The 23009-nt window shown below is 68.8% G+C and carries 25 protein-coding genes and 1 tRNA gene; 13 read left to right on the top strand and 13 right to left on the bottom strand.

The window, feature by feature from the left end; genetic code table 11:
* Position 1 precedes the first annotated feature (1 nt).
* Positions 2–1696 (top strand): sensor histidine kinase, encoded by a 1695-nt coding sequence (locus OD997_RS07250; protein ID WP_434331002.1) that lies wholly within the window; start codon positions 2–4, stop codon positions 1694–1696.
* A gap of 121 nt (positions 1697–1817) precedes the next feature.
* Positions 1818–2105 carry a WXG100 family type VII secretion target gene (locus OD997_RS07255; protein WP_056312559.1) on the top strand — a complete coding sequence of 96 codons (288 nt, stop codon included), beginning with the start codon at positions 1818–1820 and terminating at the stop codon, positions 2103–2105.
* A gap of 71 nt (positions 2106–2176) precedes the next feature.
* Here OD997_RS07255 and groL read toward each other — a convergent pair whose 3' ends face one another.
* The 4 genes from groL to OD997_RS07275 form a co-directional block, all read right to left on the bottom strand.
* Positions 2177–3796, bottom strand: a complete 1620-nt coding sequence (gene groL, locus OD997_RS07260; protein WP_042539806.1) for a chaperonin GroEL — start codon at positions 3794–3796, stop codon at positions 2177–2179.
* 122 nt (positions 3797–3918) lie between these two features.
* Positions 3919–4497 carry a LytR C-terminal domain-containing protein gene (locus OD997_RS07265; protein ID WP_434331003.1) on the bottom strand — a complete coding sequence of 193 codons (579 nt, stop codon included), beginning with the start codon at positions 4495–4497 and terminating at the stop codon, positions 3919–3921.
* Between the two features lie 69 nt (positions 4498–4566).
* Positions 4567–4824 carry a DUF3263 domain-containing protein gene (locus OD997_RS07270; RefSeq protein WP_434331004.1) on the bottom strand — a complete coding sequence of 86 codons (258 nt, stop codon included), beginning with the start codon at positions 4822–4824 and terminating at the stop codon, positions 4567–4569.
* Between the two features lie 9 nt (positions 4825–4833).
* Positions 4834–5826, bottom strand: a complete 993-nt coding sequence (locus OD997_RS07275; RefSeq protein WP_434331005.1) for a DUF2332 family protein — start codon at positions 5824–5826, stop codon at positions 4834–4836.
* A 69-nt stretch (positions 5827–5895) separates the two neighbouring features.
* On the opposite strand from OD997_RS07275, the gene msrB reads away from it, so the two are divergent.
* Both msrB and OD997_RS07285 read left to right on the top strand, forming a co-directional pair.
* The gene (gene msrB, locus OD997_RS07280) at positions 5896–6300 is read left to right on the top strand and encodes a peptide-methionine (R)-S-oxide reductase MsrB (protein WP_434331006.1); all 405 of its coding nucleotides are present in this window, start codon (positions 5896–5898) and stop codon (positions 6298–6300) included.
* A complete protein-coding gene (locus tag OD997_RS07285) occupies positions 6297–6845 on the top strand; it encodes a nitroreductase family protein (protein WP_434331007.1) in 549 nt (182 codons plus the stop codon). Before msrB ends, OD997_RS07285 begins: the two co-directional genes overlap by 4 nt.
* Here the strand turns inward: OD997_RS07285 and OD997_RS07290 are convergent, their stop codons facing one another.
* On the bottom strand, positions 6846–7787 hold the full coding sequence (locus tag OD997_RS07290; RefSeq protein WP_434331008.1) for a DMT family transporter: 942 nt from the start codon (positions 7785–7787) through the stop codon (positions 6846–6848).
* A 54-nt stretch (positions 7788–7841) separates the two neighbouring features.
* On the opposite strand from OD997_RS07290, the gene OD997_RS07295 reads away from it, so the two are divergent.
* From OD997_RS07295 to OD997_RS07320, 6 genes are all read left to right on the top strand, one after another.
* A complete protein-coding gene (locus tag OD997_RS07295) occupies positions 7842–8507 on the top strand; it encodes an SOS response-associated peptidase family protein (protein ID WP_434331009.1) in 666 nt (221 codons plus the stop codon).
* Between the two features lie 3 nt (positions 8508–8510).
* Positions 8511–8894: an MmcQ/YjbR family DNA-binding protein gene (locus tag OD997_RS07300; protein ID WP_434331010.1), complete on the top strand. Its 384-nt coding sequence runs from the start codon at positions 8511–8513 to the stop codon at positions 8892–8894.
* A 122-nt stretch (positions 8895–9016) separates the two neighbouring features.
* Positions 9017–9928, top strand: a complete 912-nt coding sequence (locus OD997_RS07305; RefSeq protein WP_311244495.1) for an ABC transporter ATP-binding protein — start codon at positions 9017–9019, stop codon at positions 9926–9928.
* On the top strand, positions 9925–10734 hold the full coding sequence (locus tag OD997_RS07310) for an ABC transporter permease (protein ID WP_434331011.1): 810 nt from the start codon (positions 9925–9927) through the stop codon (positions 10732–10734). Before OD997_RS07305 ends, OD997_RS07310 begins: the two co-directional genes overlap by 4 nt.
* A 38-nt stretch (positions 10735–10772) precedes the next feature.
* A complete protein-coding gene (locus tag OD997_RS07315) occupies positions 10773–12044 on the top strand; it encodes a sensor histidine kinase (RefSeq protein WP_434331012.1) in 1272 nt (423 codons plus the stop codon).
* Positions 12041–12736, top strand: coding sequence for a response regulator (locus OD997_RS07320; protein WP_434331013.1), 696 nt, complete (start codon positions 12041–12043; stop codon positions 12734–12736). The genes OD997_RS07315 and OD997_RS07320 overlap by 4 nt, the downstream gene beginning before the upstream one ends.
* A 25-nt stretch (positions 12737–12761) precedes the next feature.
* On the opposite strand, the gene OD997_RS07325 is transcribed toward OD997_RS07320, so the two are convergent.
* Positions 12762–13715 (bottom strand): aldo/keto reductase, encoded by a 954-nt coding sequence (locus OD997_RS07325; protein WP_434331014.1) that lies wholly within the window; start codon positions 13713–13715, stop codon positions 12762–12764.
* A gap of 142 nt (positions 13716–13857) precedes the next feature.
* Here OD997_RS07325 and OD997_RS07330 point away from each other — a divergent pair, with 142 nt between their 5' ends.
* The gene (locus OD997_RS07330) at positions 13858–14034 is read left to right on the top strand and encodes a hypothetical protein (RefSeq protein WP_434331015.1); all 177 of its coding nucleotides are present in this window, start codon (positions 13858–13860) and stop codon (positions 14032–14034) included.
* Positions 14035–14140: 106 nt separating this feature from the next.
* On the opposite strand, the gene OD997_RS07335 is transcribed toward OD997_RS07330, so the two are convergent.
* Together OD997_RS07335 and OD997_RS07340 are read right to left on the bottom strand one after the other, a co-directional pair.
* Positions 14141–14213: transfer RNA gene (locus OD997_RS07335), tRNA-Thr, on the bottom strand.
* A 42-nt stretch (positions 14214–14255) separates the two neighbouring features.
* On the bottom strand, positions 14256–15206 hold the full coding sequence (locus OD997_RS07340) for a DsbA family protein (RefSeq protein ID WP_434331016.1): 951 nt from the start codon (positions 15204–15206) through the stop codon (positions 14256–14258).
* A 229-nt stretch (positions 15207–15435) separates the two neighbouring features.
* Between OD997_RS07340 and OD997_RS07345 the strand changes: the two genes are divergently transcribed.
* Both OD997_RS07345 and OD997_RS07350 read left to right on the top strand, forming a co-directional pair.
* On the top strand, positions 15436–16539 hold the full coding sequence (locus tag OD997_RS07345; RefSeq protein ID WP_056312585.1) for an ABC transporter ATP-binding protein: 1104 nt from the start codon (positions 15436–15438) through the stop codon (positions 16537–16539).
* 79 nt (positions 16540–16618) lie between these two features.
* Positions 16619–17923 (top strand): DUF4032 domain-containing protein, encoded by a 1305-nt coding sequence (locus OD997_RS07350; RefSeq protein ID WP_434331017.1) that lies wholly within the window; start codon positions 16619–16621, stop codon positions 17921–17923.
* 15 nt (positions 17924–17938) lie between these two features.
* Here the strand turns inward: OD997_RS07350 and OD997_RS07355 are convergent, their stop codons facing one another.
* The 5 genes from OD997_RS07355 to ispD form a co-directional block, all read right to left on the bottom strand.
* Positions 17939–18580 (bottom strand): NAD(P)-dependent oxidoreductase, encoded by a 642-nt coding sequence (locus OD997_RS07355; protein WP_434331018.1) that lies wholly within the window; start codon positions 18578–18580, stop codon positions 17939–17941.
* Positions 18581–18591: 11 nt separating this feature from the next.
* Positions 18592–19599 carry a 23S rRNA (guanosine(2251)-2'-O)-methyltransferase RlmB gene (gene rlmB, locus OD997_RS07360; protein WP_056312591.1) on the bottom strand — a complete coding sequence of 336 codons (1008 nt, stop codon included), beginning with the start codon at positions 19597–19599 and terminating at the stop codon, positions 18592–18594.
* The gene (gene cysS / locus OD997_RS07365; protein ID WP_434331019.1) at positions 19592–21001 is read right to left on the bottom strand and encodes a cysteine--tRNA ligase; all 1410 of its coding nucleotides are present in this window, start codon (positions 20999–21001) and stop codon (positions 19592–19594) included. The genes rlmB and cysS overlap by 8 nt, the downstream gene beginning before the upstream one ends.
* A gap of 73 nt (positions 21002–21074) precedes the next feature.
* Positions 21075–21665, bottom strand: a complete 591-nt coding sequence (locus OD997_RS07370) for a short chain dehydrogenase (RefSeq protein ID WP_434331020.1) — start codon at positions 21663–21665, stop codon at positions 21075–21077.
* Positions 21666–21756: 91 nt separating this feature from the next.
* Positions 21757–22977 carry a 2-C-methyl-D-erythritol 4-phosphate cytidylyltransferase gene (ispD, locus tag OD997_RS07375; protein WP_434332354.1) on the bottom strand — a complete coding sequence of 407 codons (1221 nt, stop codon included), beginning with the start codon at positions 22975–22977 and terminating at the stop codon, positions 21757–21759.
* Positions 22978–23009 lie beyond the last annotated feature (32 nt).

Raw genomic sequence — 23009 nt, forward strand, 5'->3', positions numbered from 1 at the left:
CATGGCGCACAAGCCTGACGCGATCACCCGCTGGTGGCGGTCGATCAGCCTGCGCGCGAAGGTGACCGGCGTCACGGTCGCCGTCCTCGCCCTCGGGCTGCTGGCCGCCGGCATCGGCACCGTCCCGATCCTGCGAAATTCGCTGATCAGCAACATCGACTCTCAGCTGCCCGCGCTGGTGTCGGCCGACCTCGCGAATCGCTACTTCGAGGTGACCGTGGAGGACGGCAAGACCGTCTACACCCCCACCGACTCCCCTCGAGATTTCTTCGTCGCGATCTACGACGCCGAGGGTGTGCTGCAGACGACGACGGGCAACTCCGCCAACGGGGCGCCTCTGTTCCCCTCGACGTATTCGCCGCTCGCGGTGCAGAACAACGAGGATACGCCGTTCACGCTCGACGGCACGAAGGGCACGAGCTTCCGCGCGGCCGTGGCGCGCGTGCCCGGCGAGGGCGACGGGTCGCTGCGCATCCAGATAGTCGCGATGCCGCTCGAGTACGCCGACCGCATCATCGGCCAGTACTTCGGGATCTACATCACTGTCGCGCTCGTCACGATCCTGTTGGCGGCCCTGCTGACCCGAGGGCTCGTCACTCTCACCTTCCGCAGGCTCGGACAGGTCGAATCCACCGCCATGTCCATCGCCGCCGGCGACTTCACCCAGCGTCTGACAGATCTGGAGCCCACCACCGAGGTCGGCAGACTGAACAGCGCGATCAACACCATGCTGGATCGCGTCGACGGGTCGCTCGCCCAGCGCGATCGCACCGTGCAGCACATGCGGCGCTTCATCGGCGACGCCAGCCACGAGCTGCGCACACCGCTCGTCAGCGTCCGCGGCTATGCCGAGCTCTATCGGATGGGCGCGATCAAGGGCGAGGAAGACACCGCCCGCGCCATGGAGCGCATCGAGAAGGAGGCGATTCGGATGGGCGTTCTCGTCGAGGATCTCCTGGCGCTCGCCCGACTCGACGAGGAGCGCGAGCCCGAGATCGAGGCTCTCGACCTGCGCCCCATCGCCCGCGACGCCGCCCTGGATCTGCGAGCGGCCGCGCCGGCGCGCACCGTGACCGTGATCGACCGCACCGTCGAGGCACCGCTGATCGATGTGACGACGCGCTCGAACCCCGTCGTTCCGTCCCCGCAGGCTCCTGTACCGAGGGGGCTCTCCCGCGGCACGCTCGCGCGTCTGCGCAGGCGGCCCCGCAACTCGTCGGCCGAGGTGCCCGCCATCGACTTCACCGAGGCCGCAGACATCCCGGTGCGCACCCCTCCGATCGTGCTCGGCGAAGAGAACAAGGTGCGCCAGGTCGTCACGAACCTGCTGGGCAACGCTCGCCGCTTCTCACCCGAAGAGAGTCCGCTCGAGCTCGTCGTGGACGCCGACCGGGTCCGAGGAACGGGGAGCATCTCGATCGTCGATCACGGCGAAGGCATTCCTCCGCAGATCCGCGAGCAGATCTTCGAGCGGTTCTGGCGAGCTGACACCTCACGCGCACGTGAGACGGGCGGCTCCGGCCTCGGACTCGCCATCGTGTCATCGATCGTCAAGGCGCTGCACGGCAGCGTCGCGGTGTCCGAGACGCCCGGCGGCGGCGCGACGTTCACTGTGACCTTCCCGCTCGCTCCTTCGCGTGCGACCCCGGCGCACCTGCTCGAGGACACCCAGCCGCTCGAGCCTCTCGACCTCTGACAGCCACTGCACGAGAGCCCGCATTCGCGCGTTTTGCACAGCAGGCGGTAACCGTCTGGAATGGCGCACAGGTCGCAGGGCGCACCCTCCTATGGTCGGAACACCAATCGAGAGGAGTTCCATGTCCGTCATCACCGTAGACACCGAAGCCGTAGGTGCCGCTCAGGCCGCAGCGCTGGCAACCATGGGGCGTCTGCAGACCGAGTCGGCGACCCTCATGTCGCAGCTCAATCAGCTGCAGGGGTCATGGGTCGGCACAGCATCCACCGCGTTCCAGTCGTGCGCCGAAGAGTGGCGCGGAGCGCAGCTGCATGTCGAGCAGGTGCTCGAATCGATCGGGCACTCGCTCGGGAGCGCAGCGACCCAGTACGCGGACGCCGACCAGTATTCTGCGAGTCTGTTCCGCTGACCTCGTTCGTCCATCTGTGAACGCAGAAACGCCCCGACCGAGGTCGGGGCGTTTCTGTCAGTGCTGATGGATCAGAAGTCCATGCCACCCGACGGGTCACCCATCGGAGCTGCAGCCTTCTCGGGCTTGTCAGCCACGACGACCTCGGTGGTGAGGAAGAGAGCCGCGATCGAGGCTGCGTTCTGCAGCGCCGAGCGGGTCACCTTCGCCGGGTCGATGATTCCTGCAGCGAACATGTCGACGTACTCGCCCGTTGCCGCGTTCAGGCCCTGGCCCGAGGGGAGCTCGGAGACCTTGTTCGCGACGACACCAGGCTCGAGACCGGCGTTGAGCGCGATCTGCTTGAGCGGAGCCTCGATCGCGACGCGAACGATGTTCGCACCGGTCGCCTCGTCGCCCGTGAGCGAGAGAGCGTCGAGAGCCTTGGTGCCCGACTGGATCAGCGCGACGCCACCACCGGGGACGATGCCCTCTTCGACGGCTGCCTTCGCGTTGCGGACGGCGTCCTCGATGCGGTGCTTGCGCTCCTTGAGCTCGACCTCGGTTGCCGCGCCCGCCTTGATGACGGCGACGCCACCTGCAAGCTTGGCGAGACGCTCCTGCAGCTTCTCACGGTCGTAGTCGCTGTCGGTGTTCTCGATCTCACGACGGATCTGCGTGACGCGACCCTCGATCTGGTCGGCCTCGCCGGCACCCTCGACGATCGTGGTCTCGTCCTTGGTGACGATGACCTTGCGTGCACGACCCAGCAGGTCGAGCGTGGCGTTCTCGAGCTTCAGGCCGACCTCTTCGGTGATGACCTGACCACCGGTGAGGATCGCGATGTCCTGCAGCTGCGCCTTGCGACGGTCACCGAAGCCGGGAGCCTTGACGGCGACCGACTTGAAGATGCCCTTGAGCTTGTTGAGCACGAGAGTCGCGAGAGCCTCGCCCTCGACGTCCTCGGCGATGATGACGAGCTCCTTGCCGTCCTGGATCACCTTGTCGACGATGGGCAGAAGGTCCTTGATGTTCGAGATCTTCTGGTTCGCGATGAGGATGTAGGCGTCTTCGAAGACGGCCTCCTGGCGCTCCGGGTCCGTCACGAAGTACGGGTTCAGGTAGCCCTTGTCGAAGCGCATGCCCTCGGTGAGCTCGAGCTCGGTGCCGAAGGTCTGCGACTCCTCGACGGTGACGACACCCTCCTTGCCGACCTTGTCGATCGCCTCGGCGATGAGCTCGCCGATCGCGGGGTCAGCGGCGGAGATCGACGCGGTCGCGGCGATCTGCTCCTTGGAGTCGATCTCCTTCGCGCTGGCGAGGAGCTCCTCGGTGATCGCTGCGACGGCCTTCTCGATGCCGCGCTTGAGCGAGATGGGGTCAGCGCCGGCCGCGACGTTGCGCAGGCCCTCGCGGACGAGTGCCTGAGCGAGCACCGTGGCGGTCGTGGTTCCGTCGCCGGCGACGTCGTCGGTCTTCTTGGCGACCTCCTTGACGAGCTCCGCACCGATCTTCTCGTACGGGTCGTCGAGCTCGATCTCCTTGGCGATGGACACGCCGTCGTTCGTGATCGTGGGGGCGCCCCACTTCTTCTCCAGCACGACGTTGCGACCGCGCGGGCCGAGCGTCACCTTGACGGCGTCGGCGAGAATGTTGAGGCCGCGCTCGAGGCCGCGGCGGGCCTCCTCATCGAAAGCGATGATCTTTGCCATGAGTTTTGTCGTCCCTCCTGGACGTAGACGTTGGGTTTAGCACTCAGAGTGAGAGAGTGCTAACGCCATTCTGGCACTCGACCCCATCGAGTGCAAGCTGCGCGGAGGGACTGCGCGGCCGTCTACGGGGCCGGGGTCTCCGCCGGGGTCTCCGGCGCGGTCGTCGATCGGTCGAGTCCGATGACGACCGTGAGCTGCTTCGCCCCCGTGTCGTTGAGGTCGGCGTAGAAGTCGCTCTGCTCGACCGCTGCCCCGCCGATCAGGTTCGCGAGTCCGATGGCCGCCAGTTCGTCTTCGTCGGCGATGTAGTACACGGTCGTCGTCGAGAAGTCCTGGCTCGCACTGTCGCTCGCGAAGACGGCATCGGCCGCCCAGCCGTTGTTGATCAGCACGTCGCGCATCTGCTCGTCCAGCCCCGCGTCGGGCGACGCGTTCAGGATCATCACCGAGTACGTGACGTCGACCACGCCGGTCTCGACAGGCGTGGGACTCGCCGTCGGAACGGCCTCGGGGAAGAGACTGATCCGCCCCATCACCACCAGCGAGCCGAAGATACCGCCGATGATGAGCACCAGAGCGGCCACGAAGGACCAGAGCAGGACCACCCAGCCGTTCATCCCGGGGGCTTCGGCGCGGTGCGCTCCGACGCGTCCGGACGATCGGGGGACGTCGTCGAATCGATCTCGGCTGGGCTTTGACACTCCTCGATGCTAACGGCACCGACCCGTGTATCCGCATCGTGGCGCCTCAGCGCGTGGCGGGAGGCTCCGTCAGCCGACGAAACCGGGCGTTCGCGACACTCTCTGGAACGACCGCGCGTCGCGGATGCGGCGGAGCCGGCGCACCAGCATGGGATCGTATTCCAATGCCGCCTCGGACTCGAGCAGACGCCCGAGGAGCTGGTAGTAGCGGGGCGAGCTCATGCCCAGCTGGGTGCGGATGGTCTCCTCCTTCGCGCCGCCGTGCCGCGGCCACGCGGACTCCAGCGCGAGGATCGCACGATCCCGCTCGCTCAGCTCTCCCAGCATGGGATCAGATTAGTTCGCCGCCGCGTCGATCCCGGTGCGCCACTCCCACCATCGGCCGAGTGGGTCTGCCGCCGCACGCACCGCCCCGTCGAGCGCCACCACGAAACCGGGCCATCCTTCGGCGGCGACGGGAGGATCCCAGACGTCGAGGAGCGCGGGAGGGTCGATCGTCACCCAGCGCGCGTCGAGCCCTCGGATTCGGTCGACGAGTGCCTCGCGCGGATCCCTGGGGATGTGCACGAGCACGCCGGGAGTCGTCACGACGAGGGTGGCGTCTCGGGGAGCCTCTGCGGCGAGCGCGTCCAGCCGTTCGATCGCGTCTCCGGCGACGAGGTACGGCGGGTCGGACGCCGCGATGTCGAGCGCCGCGGTCACGCGCTGCTCCCGATCGTCCTCCCCCGGCCACACGAGTCCCTGAAGCCAGCGCCGATCGCGGGCGTCTCGGGCGTCGAGGGGTGCGAGATCGATGCCGGCACGCCACACGATGTCGGGCATCCGGATAGGGGGAAGGTCTCCCTCGACTCGGCTCTCGAGCACGACGCTCGACACCCCGTCCGCGGGGTCGAGCGACGACCGCAGCCGCCCGTCGGCATCGACGACGCGGTACGAGTACCGGTCGGGGTAGAGGCAGAGCCCGGCGGAGGCGCCGACCTCGAGCAGCGCGATCGGGCCGGCGATCTCGGACAGCGCGGGAAGCAGCGGGGCGAGTCGCAGCGGCTCGTTCGTCTGCAGGCGACGCGCGGTGCACTCGGCGACTATCTCGTCGGCGTGCGCCACGATGAACGACCGCCAGGCGCCGTAGCCGTCGAGTGCCGCACCCAGCATCCGCGTCACCGCGAACACGAGAGGAGGCTGTCGCCTGTTCTCCGGGATTCGCGCGAGGATCGCCTGCACCTCGGAGTCGGCGGCGACACCCTCCGCCCATTCGACATACAGGTCGCTGCGCCCTGGCGCCTCCTGCTCGGCGAAGCGCGCGTAGCGCTGCTGCACGGCATCCGTCATGGATCCATTGTCTCGTGGCGCCGAGGGGTGCCGAACGCGAGAGAATGGAGCAGACCCCCAGGAGGACCGATGTCGTACAGCGTGGACAAGACCGAAGAAGAGTGGCGCGAGGAGCTCGGCGAAGAGCAGTACGCCGTGCTGCGCGAAGCCGCGACAGAGCGGGCATGGACGGGCGAGCTGCTCGACGAGGGCCGCGCCGGCCTCTACACGTGCGGCGCGTGCGGAGCCGAGCTGTTCAAGAGCGGCACCAAGTTCGACTCCGGATGCGGATGGCCGAGCTTCTACGAGTCGATCCGCCCCGACGCGGTGCAGCTCATCGAGGACACCACCCTCGGCATGGTGCGCACCGAGGTCCGCTGCGCGAACTGCGGCTCGCACCTGGGCCATGTCTTCCCCGACGGTTTCGGCACGCCCACCGGCGACCGCTACTGCATGAACTCCATCGCCCTGAACTTCACGCCCGAACAGTCGTGAGCGCCCTCGAGGCGGTCCGCGCACGACAGTCGTGGTCGAAGGTCACCGACGACGCACCGTCGCGCGATGAGCTGCTGAAGCTCGTCGCCGCAGCCGGTCGCGTCGCCGATCATTCGTCGCTGCGCCCATGGCGGCTCATCGAGCTGCGCGGGTCCGACCGCGAGGCACTGGGAGCGGCGATCGCGAAGGCGGAGGGAGACAAGTCCCCCTCCACGAAACCACTCCGTGCTCCCCTCCTGATCGCCGTGGTCGCCAGCTACCGCAAGAGCGACAAGGTACCGCGGTGGGAGCAGGAGGCCGTGGCCTCCGGCGTCGCTCACGTGCTGAGCCTGCTGCTCGACGAGGCCGGCTGGGGTGTTCTCTGGCGCACCGGACGGTACACGCGCTCGAAGGCCGTCGCCAAGGCGCACGGCATCGGCAAGAACGAGGAGCTCCTCGGCTGGCTGTACGTCGGCGCCAAGCCGGCGGGCAAGAAGCCGGGGCGACGCAAGCCCGTCGATGCCCGCGCGCTCGTCACGCGCATGCCGCAGCCGAAGAAGAAGTAGTCAGCCCCGTCGACGCCGTGGCAGGGCGACGATGACCGAAGCCACGGCGACGACCACCATGCCGGCGATCTGCCAGGGCGCCGGCCCCGCGTCCGTCGGCCAGAGCAGGTCGATGATCACCGACGTCGCGAGCTGCCCGAGCACCGATCCGAGCCCCATCAGCAGCACTCCGGTGTGCGCCACGATGAAGGCTCCGAGCAGGATGTAGGCGGAGCCCAGGAATCCGCCGAGGTACAGCCACGGCTCCGTCGGCGGGGCCTCGGGCAGCCCCCGCACGGCGATGCTGATGCCCGCGGCGACGAGCAGCACGATCGTCCCGGCGATGAAGCTCATGAGCGTCGCCGAGAGCGGCGAATGCACCCGCTGGGCCAGACGACCGTTCGTCGCCGCCTGCCACGCGATGCCGACCCCCGCGGCGAACGGCAGGAGGAGCATCCACAAGGGCGCGGTGGCGAGCACGTCTCCGCTGAGCGAGATCCCGACCGCGGCGAGCGCGAGCGCTCCGCCGAGCACGCGCCCGGGGGTCACGGCGACGACTCCGGCCGGTCCGAAGCCGATGCGGTCGAGCACGAGGCCGTGCAGGGTCTGCCCCGCGACGACGCCGACCGTGAACAGCGAGACGCCGAGCACACCGGCCGTGACACCCTGGGTCGAGACGGTGAGGGCTCCGCAGGCGCCGCCGAGGAGCATCCAGAACGGGATCGTGCGATCGCGGATGCCGTCGCGCAGCCGCCCGACTCCGCGCCTGGCCGACGGGATGCAGGCGATCACGACGATCAGGGCGGCGAGGCCCACTGCGAACGAGATGAGGCCGGCGACGATCCCGTTGTCGACCCTGACGCCGAGCACCCCGTTGATACGCGCCTGGACGGCGGTCATGACACCGATCGCCACCGCCCCGCCGAGCGCGACGGGCGCGGACAGTCGACGGGTCTGAGTCACCCGACGACCTTAGCCGAGCGCACCGATGTCGGTGGCCGGGCGTACCCTGGCGGCATGTGCGCGAGTTATGGTCTGGATCCGCGGTTCACCGACACCGAGCTCCTCGCTGCTGCCGACGAGGCGGTGCTCGAGGGGCTCCGGGGGTGGGCGAAGGAGAACGCTCGGGAGACCGTGCGTCCGACCGGCAAGAACCTCCGCAACCTCAACCCGATCGTGGTGCAGCCCGAGACCTCTCCGACACTCGAACCTGTGCTGGAGCCCGCGTGGTGGGGGTTCCTGATCGGCGGAGAGCCCTCGAAGTTCCCGTCGATCAACACCCGTTCCGAGCGTCTGCAGGAACGCCCAGGCGGGTTGAAGACCAGGGCGCTCGTGCCGGCGACCAGCTGGTACGAGATGAAGAAGCCCGAGCGCGTGTGGCACGAGTTCCTCGTCGACGACGGGGCGCTGTTCGGCATGGCGGCAGTCACCCAACGCGGGCGCACGCCCGACGGCGAGTCCTTCACCTGCTACTCGATCGTCATGCGCCCGGCTCCCCCGCACCTCGCCGGCATTCACGATCGGATGCCACTGCTGATTCCCGCCTCGCTGAGCGAGGACTGGCTCACCGCCGAGCCGACGAAAGAGATCATCGACGAGGCGCTGCTCGCCGCTGCGACGCTCGACGAGCGCGTGCAGGCCGCCCCTCGTGAGGATGACAAGGGCGCGGACCGGCTGTTCTGAGACATGGACTCGTCACAGTTGAACGCCACCGCCACAGAGCGCGCAGAAGAACTGCCCGGCGCGGAGCGCGAGAACCCATTCGGTCCTGAGTGGGACGTGTACAAGGTACGAGGGCGGGTCTTCCTGCTGGTGCCTCTCGACGGCACGGGGCGGATCACGCTCAAATCGCACCCCGACGATGCCGTCGCGCTGCGCGAGACTTTCGCCGACATCGTGCCCGGCTATCACATGAACAAAAAGCACTGGATCACGCTGATGCCCGGGCCCTCTCTCGAAGAAGACCTCGTGACCGAGCTCGTCACCGAGTCGTACCGGCTGGTCGTCGAGAAGCTTCCGAAGGCGCAGCGCCCGGTCGATCCGAATCTGTTCGGCCGCCCCGCGCCGTAAGCCGGCACCGGGACCGGCACCGCAGGACACCGGGCATCCGCCGGAAGGATGACCCCCGGCATCGGCGGAACGGTACCCCGGGAGGACGCGCGGGCGCGGGACCGGTCTGTAGCGTCGAAGACATGATCACAGCAGAAGGCCTCACGAAGAGATTCGGAGACAAGACAGCCGTCCAGGACGTGTCGTTCACGGTGCAGCCGGGCACGGTCACGGGATTCCTCGGGCCGAACGGTGCGGGCAAGTCCACGACGATGCGCATGATCGTCGGCCTCGACCGGCCCACCTCCGGCACGGCGACGGTCGGCGGACGGGAGTACCGCAAGCTCCGCGCGCCGCTCACCGAGGTCGGTGTCCTGCTCGATGCGAAGGCAGTGCACACCGGTCGCACCGCACGCAATCACCTTCGCGCGATGGCGGCGACCCACGGCATCCCCGCCTCCCGTGTCGACGAGGTCATCGACCTCGCAGGCATCGGACCCGTCGCCCGCAAGCGCGCGGGCAAGTTCTCGCTCGGCATGGGACAGCGACTCGGCATCGCCTCCGCACTGCTCGGCGACCCGCACACCCTGATCCTCGACGAGCCGGTCAACGGCCTCGACCCCGAGGGAGTGCGCTGGGTGCGCCAGTTCGTGCGCCACGCGGCGTCCGAGGGGCGGACGGTCCTGCTGTCGAGCCACCTGATGAGCGAGATGGCGCAGACCGCCGATCACGTGATCGTGATGGGCCGCGGCCAGGTGCTCGCCGATGCTCCGCTGCAGGAGCTGGTGCGCGCGTGGACGACGAACACCGTGCGCGTGCGCACTCCCCGTGCCGCCGATCTGGCGGCTGCCGTCGGAGGACCGTCGGTCGAGATCGTGAGCTCCGCTCCCGACCTTCTCGACATCGTCGGTCTGCCCGCGTCGCGCATCGGCGACCTCGCCGCAGATCGCGGCATCCCCCTGCACGAACTCACCCCGACCACAGGATCGCTCGAAGACGCGTACCTCGCGCTCACCGGCGACTCGGTCGAGTACCGGACGAAGGAGATCTCATGACCGTCCAGGCTCCTCCCCTCACCCGCGCACAGGTCGACACCAGCCGACGCCTCACGTTCGTCCGGGCGGTCCGCGGCGAGTGGATCAAGCTCTCGACGCTGCGCTCGACCTGGTGGTCGATCGGCATCGCCGCGATCCTCACGATCGGCATCGCCGTGCTCATCGCACAGGCGGTCGATGTTCCGGGCTTCGAGCCCATCCAGGCCGTCGTGATGCCCATCCAGTTCACGATGCTGCTCGCCGGCATCCTCGGTGCGATCTCGGTCACCGGTGAGTACTCCACCGGGATGATCCGCTCGACGCTCGCGGCCAACCCGAAGCGCGGATCCGTGCTCGCCGCCAAGGCGACCGTGATCGGCCTCTTCCTGTTCGTGTCGTCGCTGGTGATCTTCACCGCTGCGGCCGTCGCGGTCTCCGCGATCGTCGCCCCGCGTGATCAGAGCATCGACTGGAGCGACCCGTCGATGTCGATCCTCCCGATCGTCGTCTCCTCGCTCGCCATGGCGGTCTTCGCCCTGATCGGCGTCGCGTTCGGCTTCATCCTGCGCTCGGGCGCCGGAGCGATCGCCGCGACCGTGGGACTCCTGTTCGTGCTGCCGATCGTCGCGAGCTTCTTCGCGATCGCCGGCGAGGCATGGGCCTGGGTGATGGATGCCGCGAACTACCTGCCCGTCGCCGCCGCGCAGAGCGCGATCCTGCCCGAGGGCGCAGCCCTCGAAGGCCCGGTCGCCTACGTGACGCTGGCCGGATGGGTCGTCGCATCGATGCTCGCCGCCTGGGCCGTGCTCCGCACGCGCGACGCGTGATCGTGATGACCCGCGATCAGGCCGCGTAGAGTCGGCCGGTGAGCAGAACGCGCAGCCGCAGCACCTCAGTCCGCGAGGACGAGGCGCTGCGGCTGCCGCGTCCGCCGGGGGTCCTTCGACGCTTCTGGGCGCGGCATCCGGTGGTCGCCGACGTCCTGATAGCGCTGGTGTGCCTGCTGCTCTCGCTGGTCCCCGCCGGAGTCATCACGAACGACCTGCCGGCACCACTCGCCATCGGGGTGGCCATCCTGGTCCCCGCCTCCGTCGTCGCCGCCTGCACGACGCTGCTGTGGCGGCGCCGACGTCCGCTGGTGCCGTTCGTCGCCTCCTTCGCGCTCGAGGCCGGATTCCTCTTCGCCCTGCAGCCGATCGGCTCGCCACTGCTGCTGGTCACCTGCTACTCGCTCGCGGTGTACCGCTCGTCGCGAGCCGCGTGGACGGGCTTCGGCATCGGACTCGCCACGCTCGCCGCCTTCGGCGGACTGCTCACCCTCACCGGCGTCATCACCCTGCAGATCACCGCGAACGCCGTCATCATGTCGCTCGTGCTCGGATTGATCGGCACGCTCATCGGCGTCAACGTGGGCGGTCGCAAACGCTATCTCGCCGCCGTGATCGACCGGTCCCGACAGCTGCTCGTCGAGCGCGACCAGCAGGCGCAGCTCGCGGCCGCCGGAGAGCGCGCCCGCACCGCCCGCGAGATGCACGACATCGTCTCGCATTCGCTGACGGTGATCGTCGCCCTGTCGGAGGGAGCCGCTGCCACCTCCGACGCCGATCAGGCACGGGCAGCGTCCACGGCATCGGCCGAGACGGCCCGCAGCGCCCTCACCGAGATGCGGGCGATGCTCGGTGTCCTGCGCGCCGACGACTCCCCTCTGCCTCTCGCGCCCCTGGCGCCGACGCCTCCGCAGGAGACCGTCTCGCACGCGCAGCGCGCCGGCTACCCCGTGACGCTCTCGGTCTCGGGCGGCGCCGACCTCTCTCCCGCCGTCGCCCATGCTGTCGGGCGCATCGTGCAGGAGGGCGTCACCAACGCGATGCGGCATGCACCGGGTGCGACGTCGATCGCCGTCCGACTCGTGTACACGGCCGATGCGGTGACGGCCGAGATCGTCAACGACGGCGCCACGGGTCCGGTCGGCACATCGGGATTCGGCCTTCGCGGTCTCGCCGAGCGCGCCGCGCACGCCGGAGGAAGCATCGTCTCCGAGCCGCTGGAGGGCGGCAGGTGGATGCTGCGCGCCGAGCTGCCGATGGCGCCCGATCCGAGCGAACTCATCGACCCCGATCCGGAGGACCGACCATGAATGCCCCGATCTCGCTGCTGCTCGTCGACGACCAGCAGCTCATCCGCCTCGGCTTCCGGATGGTGCTCGAAGCCGAGGCCGACATGGTGGTGGTCGGCGAGGCGGAAGACGGTCACGCGGCGATCGCTCAAGCCGCGGCGCTGCAGCCCGATGTGGTGCTGATGGACATCCGGATGCCGGGGCTCGACGGCATCGCGGCGACGGAGGCCATCGTCCGCGCGCACCCCGAGACTCGTGTGCTGGTGCTGACGACGTTCGATCTCGACGAGTACGCGTTCGGAGCGATCCGTGCGGGGGCCAGCGGATTCCTGCTGAAGGACGCGCAACGGCACGAGATGATCTCGGCCATCCGCGCCATCCACCGAGGAGACGCGGCGCTCGCGCCGAGGGTCACCCGGATGCTGCTGGAACACGTGACGCCGGGATTGGGCACCACTCCGACGCCGCCTGCCGTCACGATCGACGACCCCACGACCGACCTCACCGACCGGGAACGCGACGTGTTCCTCGAGATCGCGCGGGGGCTGACGAACGCCGAGATCGCGCAGGCGCTGTTCGTCAGCGAGTCGACGGTGAAGACGCACGTGGGACGCGTGCTCGCGAAGCTCGGGGCCCGCGACCGTATCCATCTGGTCATCCTGGCCCACCGCCTCGGACTCATCGACGACGACGCCCTGCCCTCCGACGGGTGAGTCGGCGGGCAGGGCGCGAGGTCTGTCAGGCCTTCGCCGGAGTCCACTCCGACACGCGGTTGAGCGCGTCGACCTCGTCTGTGGTCAGCTCGAGACGAGCGCCGGCGAGGAGATCCGGCACCTGCTCGACGGTGCGGGCGCTGGCGATCGGAGCAGCCACCGTCGGCTGGGCGCGCAGCCATGCGAGCGAGGTCGCGGCGATCGAGGCGCCGTGCGCGTCGCCGATCTGCTCGAGCGTGTCGATGATGCGCAGACCCGCTTCGGTGGCGTACTTCGCTGCGCCCGAGGCACGGGGCGAGGTCTGCCCCTCGGTATCGGCTGAGCGGTACTTTCCGGTCAGGAATCCGCTCGCGAGCGAGTAATACGGCACGAGGCCGAGACCGAATTCTTCGGCCACCGGGATGATCGTCTCCTCGACGTCGTTGCGGTGCACGAGGTTGTAGTGCGGCTGCACGGCGACGGGCAGGGCGACGCCCGTGCGTCGGGCGATCTCGACCCATTCGCGGATGCGGTCTGCGCTGTAGTTCGAGACGGCGACGTTGCGCACCAGGCCGTCGGCGACGAGCTGGCCGAAGGCCCCGACGGTCTCCTCCAGCGGCACGGTCTCGTCGTCGAAGTGCGCGTAGTAGAGGTCGATCGTGTCGACCCCGAGGCGGCCCAGCGACGCTTCGGCAGCCTTGCGGATGTTCGAGGCCGCGAGTCCCTTGAACTCCGGGTGCTGGCTCACCTTGGTGGCGACGACCACGCCCTCGGGCTTGCGCGAGGCGAGCCATTCGCCGATGATCGTCTCGCTCTCGCCACCCGAGTTGCCCGGCACCCACGCGCTGTACGCGTCGGCGGTGTCGATGAAGTCGCCTCCCCCGTCGACGAACGCGTCGAGCACGGCGAACGATGCGTCGCGGTCGGCCGTCCAGCCGAACACGTTGCCGCCGAGCGAGAGGGGGAAGACGTCAAGGTCACTGTTTCCGATACGAGTCATACTCGGGACAACCCGAGACCCCCGCACACTATTTCGCATGTGACGATGTGTGTCGTGCGAGGAGTCTTCGTTCGGCGAACTCCCGCATTCCCAGTCGCGTATCGTTGGCCCGATGAACCCCCGGCGTGAACCTCGAGGCGGCATGGCCTCCCTGCCGCTGATGCTCGGCCTCCCCATCGGCGCAGTCGTCGGGCTCGGCATCGGCACTGCCGCGGGCGACCCCGGGATCGGCGCCGCGATCGGTGCTCCCGCGGGTCTCATGATCGGGCTCGTCTGGACCGTCGTCTGGGAGCAGATGCGCCGCAGCGAGAACGACTAGGTCGCCTCTCCGCTCCTTCGGGGTCTCCGTCGGGACGTTCTCCGCCCAGGCAGAGCGAAGGCCCGTGTCCCTGGAGCCATCCCGGGATGCGGGCCTTCGCGTGCGGTGCCGACTACAGGACTCGAACCTGCAACCCCCGTATTACAAGTACGGTGCGCTACCAATTGCGCCAAGTCGGCGAACGCCACCCAGCTTAGCGAGGGGTGACTGGTGCCGAGAAACTACGGCGCGGTGGTCGGCGTGGGAGTCGGCGTCGGGCTGGGCGACTCGGTGGAGTAATAGGCATCGCTCGCGACGGTCAGCACGAACTGCGAGAACTCGCTCGGGTCGTCGAGCGCACCGACGTATGCCTCGCCGTTGACGACGATCATGGGCGCAGCGGTCAGCACGAGGTCGTCAGAGCCGACGAGCGGCCCCTCGAGGGCGCGCGAGGTGGCATCCTTCGCCCAGGTCACGTAGTCCTGGTTCTCGATGCAGGAGCGCACGCTCTTGACGTTGTCCGAGCCCACGGCACCGGCGATGTCGGCGAGCTGCGCGTCGGAGAACCCGTCGGTGTTCACCTCGGGCTGGTCGTCGAGCAGGTCGTGGTTGAAGGCGTAGAACTGCGACGGCGAATGCGTGGCGACGCACGCTGCGGCTGCGGCGGAGCGCAGCGAGTACTTGGTACCGTTCGAGCTGGCGGTGAGCAGTGCGACCGGGTGGTACGTCACGGTCGCCGCGCCCTCGGTGATCCAGTTCACGAGCTGGCGGGCGTTCGCGCGCTCGAACTCACCGGCGTCCGGCGACAGGTAGTCGACGTAGATGTGGATGTCGACGGTGCTCGAGGTCGTCGGTGCGGGGGTCGGCGTCGCCTCGCCTCCGGCCTCGGTCTCGTCGGGGCTGGGAGCAACGACGCCTTCGTCAGAGGCCGCAGTCGCGCTGATGTCGGAGACGAGGATGCCGTCATCGTCCATGCCGCCGGGCGTGAGCTGCGGCTTCGACACCTGCGCCGAGACGGCGAGCGTGATGGCGGTGCCGATCGCACCGACCGCGACCACGGCGATGGCGCCGAGGATGATCCGTCGCATCACGCGCGCCCTCGACTGCTGGGCATGCACCTTCTGTGCCTTCTCCCGCACGACCTCACGCGAATTGCGAGGGCTGGGGACGTTCGGCGTCTCGTCGCTCGACATCGTTCCTCTAGACAGTCTCAGGGGGGCAGGGTGGCCCCGGACGCCACTCGGGCGGCGAACGCCGCGTTAAGCGGCCGAGAACGATGTTAACCAGCCAGGCTGAGAAATACCCAGATAGACAGGTTTCTGGCATACTGAACCCGACCCAATGAGGGGTCACGGCGGATCACTCCGCCGCTCTATCACTACGGATCGTCCGGCACGTACCTGCCGGTGAAGGAGAAACACAATGGCATCTGTGACTTTCGACGAGGCCACCCGCCTCTACCCCGGCGGAACCCGCCCGGCTGTCGACAAGCTCAACCTCGAGGTCGCCGATGGCGAATTCCTCGTTCTCGTCGGCCCTTCCGGCTGCGGAAAGTCCACCTCGCTGCGTATGCTCGCCGGCCTCGAAGAGGTCAACGCCGGTCGCATCCTCATCGGTGACCGCGACGTGACCGACGTCCCGCCGAAGGACCGCGACATCGCGATGGTCTTCCAGAACTACGCGCTGTACCCGCACATGACGGTCGCCGAGAACATGGGCTTCGCGCTCAAGATCGCCGGCGTCGGCAAGGAAGAGCGCGCCAGCCGTGTTCTCGAGGCCGCCAAGCTGCTCGACCTCGAGGAGTACCTGACCCGCAAGCCGAAGGCCCTCTCGGGTGGTCAGCGTCAGCGTGTCGCGATGGGTCGCGCGATCGTCCGTCAGCCCCAGGTCTTCCTCATGGATGAGCCGCTGTCGAACCTCGACGCCAAGCTCCGTGTCCAGACGCGTACGCAGATCGCGTCGCTGCAGCGTCGTCTCGGCGTCACCACGGTCTACGTCACGCACGACCAGACCGAGGCCCTCACCATGGGTGACCGCATCGCGGTCCTCAAGGACGGACTGCTGCAGCAGGTCGGCTCGCCGCGCGACCTGTACGAGAAGCCCGAGAACGTGTTCGTCGCCGGCTTCATCGGCTCCCCCGCCATGAACCTGTTCAGCGCAGACCTGGCTGAGGGCGGCATCCGCTTCGGCACCGAGGTCGTCCCGCTCGACCGCGACACAGTGGGCCGTGCCAACGGCTCGCAGGTCACCGTGGGCGTGCGCCCCGAGGACATCACCGTCGGCCCGGCCGACGGTAAGGGCCTCTCGGTCGTCGTCGACCTCGTCGAGGAGCTCGGCGCCGACGGCTACCTCTACGGTCACACCGAGATCAACGGCAAGCGCGCCGACCTGGTCGCCCGTGTCGACGGTCGCAGCCACCCCAACGCGGGTGAGACCGTCACCCTCGCGGCGAACGCGGGCCACGTGCACGCATTCGACATCGAGTCGGGTGTGCGCCTGAACGACAAGCCGATCGTCTCCGCCTGATCGGATCCACAGACGCGGCGCGGGCTGACTTCGGTCACCCGCGCCGCTTCTGCTTTTCCCACACACCGTCTGGAGAGCCATGCAGGATGCGCTGCGGATCACCGCGAGCTCGATCGACCCCGGTCTGCTCGCTCTCCCCTGGTCGACGACACTGGCCAAGTGGCCGTCCGAGCAGATCGTGTCGCTGCCGAAGGGCCTCTCGCGCCACCTGGTGCGGTTCGCCGACCTCTCCGGTCGCGTCGTCGCCGTCAAGGAGACCACCGACGAGATGGCGAAGCGCGAGTACGAGATGCTCGGCAACCTCGCACGCCTCGACATCCCGTGCGTCGGCCGCGTCGCGGTGATCGCAGGACGCACGGATGCCGCGGGCGAACCGCTTCCCGCCGCGCTCGTGACCTCGCACCTGCGATTCTCGATGCCGTACCGCGCCCTCTTCACCCGTGTCCTTCGGCCCGACACCGCCACACGCCTCGTCGACGCCCTGGCCGTGCTGCTCGTGCGCCTGCACAACGTCGGCTTCTACTGGGGCGACGTCTCACTTTCGAACACCCTCTTCCGGCGCGACGCCGGCGCCTACGCGGCATACCTCGTCGATGCTGAGACGGGCGAACTGCACGAGGAGGGCCTGACCGACGGCCAGCGCGCCTACGACCTCGACCTCGCCCGCACGAACATCGCCGGCGAGATCATGGACCTCGCTGCGGGCGGACGCCTCGAGCACGGCGTCGACGCTATCGCGATCGCCGACGGCATCGTCTCGTCGTACCGCTCACTGTGGGCCGAGCTGACGGTGCAAGAGTCCTTCGCCTCAGCCGAGACCTGGCGCATCACCGAGCGCGTCGAGCGTCTCAACGCGCTCGGATTCGACATCGACGAGATGTCGATGTCGACCACCTCCGACGGCACGGTCGTCGAGATCCAGCCGAAGGTGGTGGATGCTGGGCACCACCAGCGGCGCCTCATCCGCCTCACCGGACTCGATGTCGAAGAGAACCAGGCGCGACGTCTGCTCAACGACCTCGACGAGTTCCGCGCCCGGTCCACCAAGCAGTGGGCCGACGAGGAGATGTACGCGCACGAGTGGCTGACCCGCGTGTTCGAGCCCGTCGTGCGTGCGATCCCCTGGGAGCTGCGCGCCAAGCTCGAACCCGCCGAGGTGTTCCACCAGGTGCTCGAGCACCGCTGGTACCTGTCGCAGGCGCAGGGACGCTCCGTGCCGCTCGCTGAGGTGCTGACCAGCTACATCAACGAGGTGCTGCGGCACCGGCGCGACGAGGCGACCATCATGGGTCCGCCCACCGAGACCATGAGCCTGCCGGTGATCACGGGCGCGAACCCCGTCACCGATGACGACGACGAGATCGACTGGCGCGACCTCGTCTGACCGGCACCCCGCGCTTCAGTACCCGACGGTGAAGCGCGACCGGTGGTGCGCAGCGCGCTCGACCTCGTCGACCACGGCGATCGCGAAGTCCGCACCCGAGATGAACGACTTGCCGTCGGCGTCGCGCACGAGGACGTCGCCGCCGTCGCGGTAGTGCCCGGTGCGCTCGCCCTCGGCCCAGGGACCGAAGACCTCTGCCGGGTGCACGAAGAACCAGTCGAGCGACTCGTCGGTCGACTCGAGCAGTGCAAGAGAGTCGATGCCGACCTGCGCCTCGTGCTTGTACTCCTCGGGGAAGTCCAGGTCGAAGAGTCGGGGACCGCCGGGAGCCACCAGGCTGCCGCCGGCTCCGCCGACCACACCGATGCGGGTCTTCGTGCCCGTCACCTTCTCGATGAGCCCTCGAAGAGCGTCGAGCACAGAGTTCTCCATGTCGCCACGGGGAGACAGAGCCGACACGACGGCGTCGGCACCGTCGAAGACGTCGCCGAGGCTCGCGAGATCGAGCACGGAACCCTGCACGTTCCGCGCGCCCTCGACCGGGTTCGACGGCTCAGAGCGCGACACAGAGACGACCTCGTGCCCGCGGCTCACCGCCTCCGAGACGATGTGCCGTCCGGCGTAGCCGGTTCCTCCGAGGACGACGATGCGAGCCATGTGCTTCTCCCCTACTTCTTCGCGTTGCGGATCGATGAGACCTGGTAGAGCGCGACGGACGTCGCGATGCCGGCGTTGAGCGACTCGGTCACGGCCGAGATCGGGATCGAGACGATCTGATCGCACGTCTCGGCGACCAGACGCGAGAGGCCCTTGCCCTCGGATCCGGTGACGATCACGACAGGGCGATCGGCGAGCTGCAGCTCGGGCAGCAGCACGTCGCCGTCGCCATCGAGGCCGAGCACGAAGACGCCCTGCTTCTTGAACTCCTTGAGCTGCGTCGTGAGGTTGGTCGCCAGGGCGACCGGAACGCGCGCGGCGGCACCGGCGCTGGTCTTCCACGCCGCCGAGTTCACGCCGGCCGAGCGACGCTGCGGCAGGATGATCCCGTGTCCGCCGAAGGCTCCGGTCGAGCGGATGATCGCCCCGAGGTTGCGGGGGTCGGTGATGCCGTCGAGCGCGACGAACAGTGGGACCTCGCCCTTGTCGATGACGGCCTCGAGCAGGTCCTGGGGGTGCGCGTACTCGTACGGCGGCACCTTGACGGCGACGCCCTGATGCACGCCGTCGAAGCCGGCCATGCGGTCGAGCTCCTGACGCGTCACCTCGAGCACCGGGATGCCGCGGTTCGTGGCGATCGACAGCATCTCCTTGACGCGGTCGTCCATCTCGACGCGCTGCGCGATGTAGAACGCCGACGCGGGGATCTTCGCGCGCAGAGCCTCGAGCACCGAGTTGCGGCCGGTGACGACCTCGACCTCGGTGGTGTTGTCCTTCGAGCGTGCCGAGCGGTTCGGGTTGCCGCCGGACGTCTGACGCTGCCCCGGCTTGCCCTTTCCACCCGACGCCGCGTAGCGCTCGGCCGCGGCCTTGCGCTTGCCGGCGGGGTGCCAGGCGCGATCCTCGGCCTTCGGGGTCGGTCCGCGACCCTCGAGCGACTTGCGCCCCATTCCGCCGGTGCCCTTCGTGGGGCCCTTCTTGTTTCCCTTGTTCGCGCCGGGGCGCTGTGGCTTAGCCATCGATACTCCAATGAGTTCCGGCCGGAGAGTCCTCCAGCGTGATTCCTGCGGCGGCGATCGCATCACGGATGCGATCGGCCGCCGCCCAGTCCTTGTCAGCGCGCGCCTGCGCACGCTGGGCGATCATCGTCTGCACGAGCGCGTCGAGGGCGGATGCCGTGGCACCGCCACCCCCGTGGCTCCATTCGCGTGCGAGCGGGTTGATGCCGAGCACCGCCGTCATGTCGTGCACGTCGGAGACGTCCTGCCGAGCCTCGTCGAACTGCCCCGCATCCAGTCTCGCATTGCCGGAGCGGATGCTGTCGTGGATAGCGGCGAGCGCGCGCGGCACGCCGAGGTCGTCGTTCATCGCGTCCCAGAAGGGCGTGGGCAGCCCCTCCTTGTGCTCCTGCCAGCGAGCAGGAGCGAGCCGATCGCCCCGCTCCAGGAACGAGCGGATCCGCCCGAGCGCGGCCTCGGCCTCGGCCCACGACGATTCGGTGAGATCGAGGCTCGAGCGGTAGTGCGCGGCGGCGAGGGCATAACGCACCACGAGCGGATCGCGCTCGGCGAGCACATCGCTCGCGAGAGTGAAGTTTCCGAGGGACTTCGACATCTTCTGGCCGCCCACAGTCACGAGACCGTTGTGCACCCAGTACCGTGCGAACCCGTCGCCGGCAGCGGTCGACTGGGCGAGCTCGTTCTCGTGATGCGGGAAGCGCAGGTCGAGACCGCCGCCGTGGATGTCGAACTCCGCACCGAGGTACCGCTTCGACATCGCGGAGCACTCGATGTGCCAGCCGGGACGCCCCGCGCCCCAGGGCGACTGCCACACGGCATCCGCCTGCTCGTCGGGCTTGGCACCCTTCCACAGCGCGAAGTCCTGCGGGTTGCGCTTGCCACGGGGATCCGCGTCCTCCGCCGCCTCCATGGCATCGACCGACTGGTTCGTGAGCGATCCGTACTCGGGCCACGAGCGGACGTCGAAGTAGACGTCGCCCGAGCCGTCGGGAGCGGGATACGCGTGACCGCGGTCGATCAGGGTGGTGATGATCTCCTGCATCTGCGGGATGGATGCGGTCGCTCGGGGCTCGTAGGTCGGCGGGAGGATGCCGACGCCGGCATACGCCGCCGTGAACTCCTGCTCCATCCGGTAGGCCAGCGCCCACCATGGCTCGACGTCGGTCGCGTTCGCGAGCACCTTGTCGTCGATGTCCGTGACGTTGCGCACGAACGTCACGCGTCCGAAGCGATGCGTCAGCCAGCGGCGAAGGAGGTCGAAGCTCAGCGCAGCGCGCACGTGCCCGATGTGGGGTCCGGACTGCACCGTGGGTCCGCACACGTACATCGTGATGTTCTCGGGATCGAGAGGCACGAAGTCGCGCAGCTGCTGTGCGCGGGTGTCGTAGAGGCGGAGAGTCACCGCACAAGCTTACCGGGCCGCCGATTCCGAAGACTGGGTGCGGTTTCGGGCCGGCCGATCGGGCCTGATCAGGTCAGTCGACCGGGAAGACCTGACCCGTCTGCACCCCGAGCACGCTCTTCGCGAACGCCTGTCCGACGCGATGCGACGACACGGGCACGAAGCCGGGGAACGACGAGTGGTACGACGGGGCGTCTTCGAGCACCGACGGGCTCACGGCGTTGATGCGGATGCCGCGGGGCAGCTCGGCGGCGGCGGCGAGCACGAACGACTCGACGGCGCCGTTGACGAGTGACGCGGCGGCACCGGTGGCGATGGGCTCGCGGGAGAGGATGCCGGAGGTCAGCGTTATCGATCCGCCGTCGCGCACGTACGGCGTGCCGATGCGCACGACGTCGAGCTGCGAGAGCACCTTGCCGCGGAACGCCGACTCGTAGTCGGCGCGGCCGAGCTCGCCGAGTGGGCGGAACGGCACCTCTCCTACCGCGACGATCACGGCGTCGACCTGTCCGACCGAGGCGAAGAGGCGCTCGATGGATGCCGAGTCGGTGACGTCGACCGACGGCTCACTGCTGCGCGACGCCGAGACGACCTCGTGTCCGGCCAGCGCGTCCACGGCGGTTCGACCGACCTGTCCGGTGGCTCCGATGATCAGGACCTTCATGATGCCTCCTCCTCGTCGCGCGACGACCGCGCGACGCTCTCCGACAACGAACACGGATGCCGGAGCATTCCCGTGCGTGCGATGAACAGTGTCAGCGCGGGTGCACCATCGCGACGGCGGTGACGGCGATCCCCTCACCGCGTCCGGGGAATCCGAGTCCGTCGGTGGTCGTCGCGGTGATCGACACGGGCGCCCCGCCCAGTGCCGCGGATAGCACCCGCTCGGCCTCCGCTCGGCGGGCACTGAACCGCGGTCGGTTGCCCTGGAACTGCGCAGAGACGTTCCCGATCGCGAAGCCCGCCTCTTCCAGCAGCTCCCTGGTGCGTGCGAGGAAGACCTCGGCATGCGCCCCGGCGTACTCGGGATGAGCGGTTCCGAAATGCTCGCCGATGTCGCCGAGCCCCGCGGCTCCCAGCAGCGCATCGACGATGGCATGCGCCACGGCGTCGCCGTCGGAGTGCCCGGACAGGGCCGGCTCCCCCGGCCACTCGAGGCCCGCCAGCCACAGATCGCCGTCGCCGCCGAAGGCGTGCACGTCCGTCCCGAGCCCGACTCGCGGCCCACTCCACGCCACGGGGGCAGCGGCGGCAGCGTCTGCAGCGTCCGCCGGGGCCGGGGCGATTGCAGCGAGCAGGTGACGGGCCCGCTCGAGATCGGCCGCGGTGGTGATCTTGAATCCGCGTGCCGCCCCGGGGATCTGGCGGACGTCATGACCCGCAGCGGCGTAGAGCGCCGCATCGTCGGTGTACTCGACACCGGATGAGAGGGCGGCCTCGTATGCGGCTTCGAGTAGCGCGCGCGGAAAGCCCTGCGGCGTCTGCGCCGCGGCGAGCTTCGAGCGATCGATCGGTGCGACGACCGCATCGCCGTCCACGCGCTTCAGCGTGTCGACCACGGGAAGTGTCGGGAGGATCCCGATCTCACCGTCGATGGCCGCGGCGACTGCGTCGATCACCTCCGGAGGCGTCAGCGCGCGCGCTGCGTCGTGCACCAGCACGCGCGTGACGTCGCCCCACAGGGCGTCAAGCCCTGCCGCCACCGATCGCTGGCGCGTATCGCCACCGGTGACGACGCTGCCGAGATCGATGCGGTCGCCGGCTGCGGCGCGCAGCTCCGTCTCGGCATCGCCCTCGAATCCCGCGGGTGCGACGACGATGACCTGGGCGGGGGCTGCCGCGAAGACACCGTCGAGTGCGTGGCGGAGGATCGAATGGCTGTCGATGCCGACGAACGCCTTGGGCGCTCCGGCATCCAGTCGCGTGCCGGAGCCGGCGGCGACGACGATGATCGCGGTGTCAGGGACGGGAAGCATGCTCACCCGGTTCACGTTACCGGCGCGCACGA

The organism is Microbacterium sp. CGR1 (assembly GCF_051062835.1).
Lineage (GTDB): Bacteria > Actinomycetota > Actinomycetes > Actinomycetales > Microbacteriaceae > Microbacterium.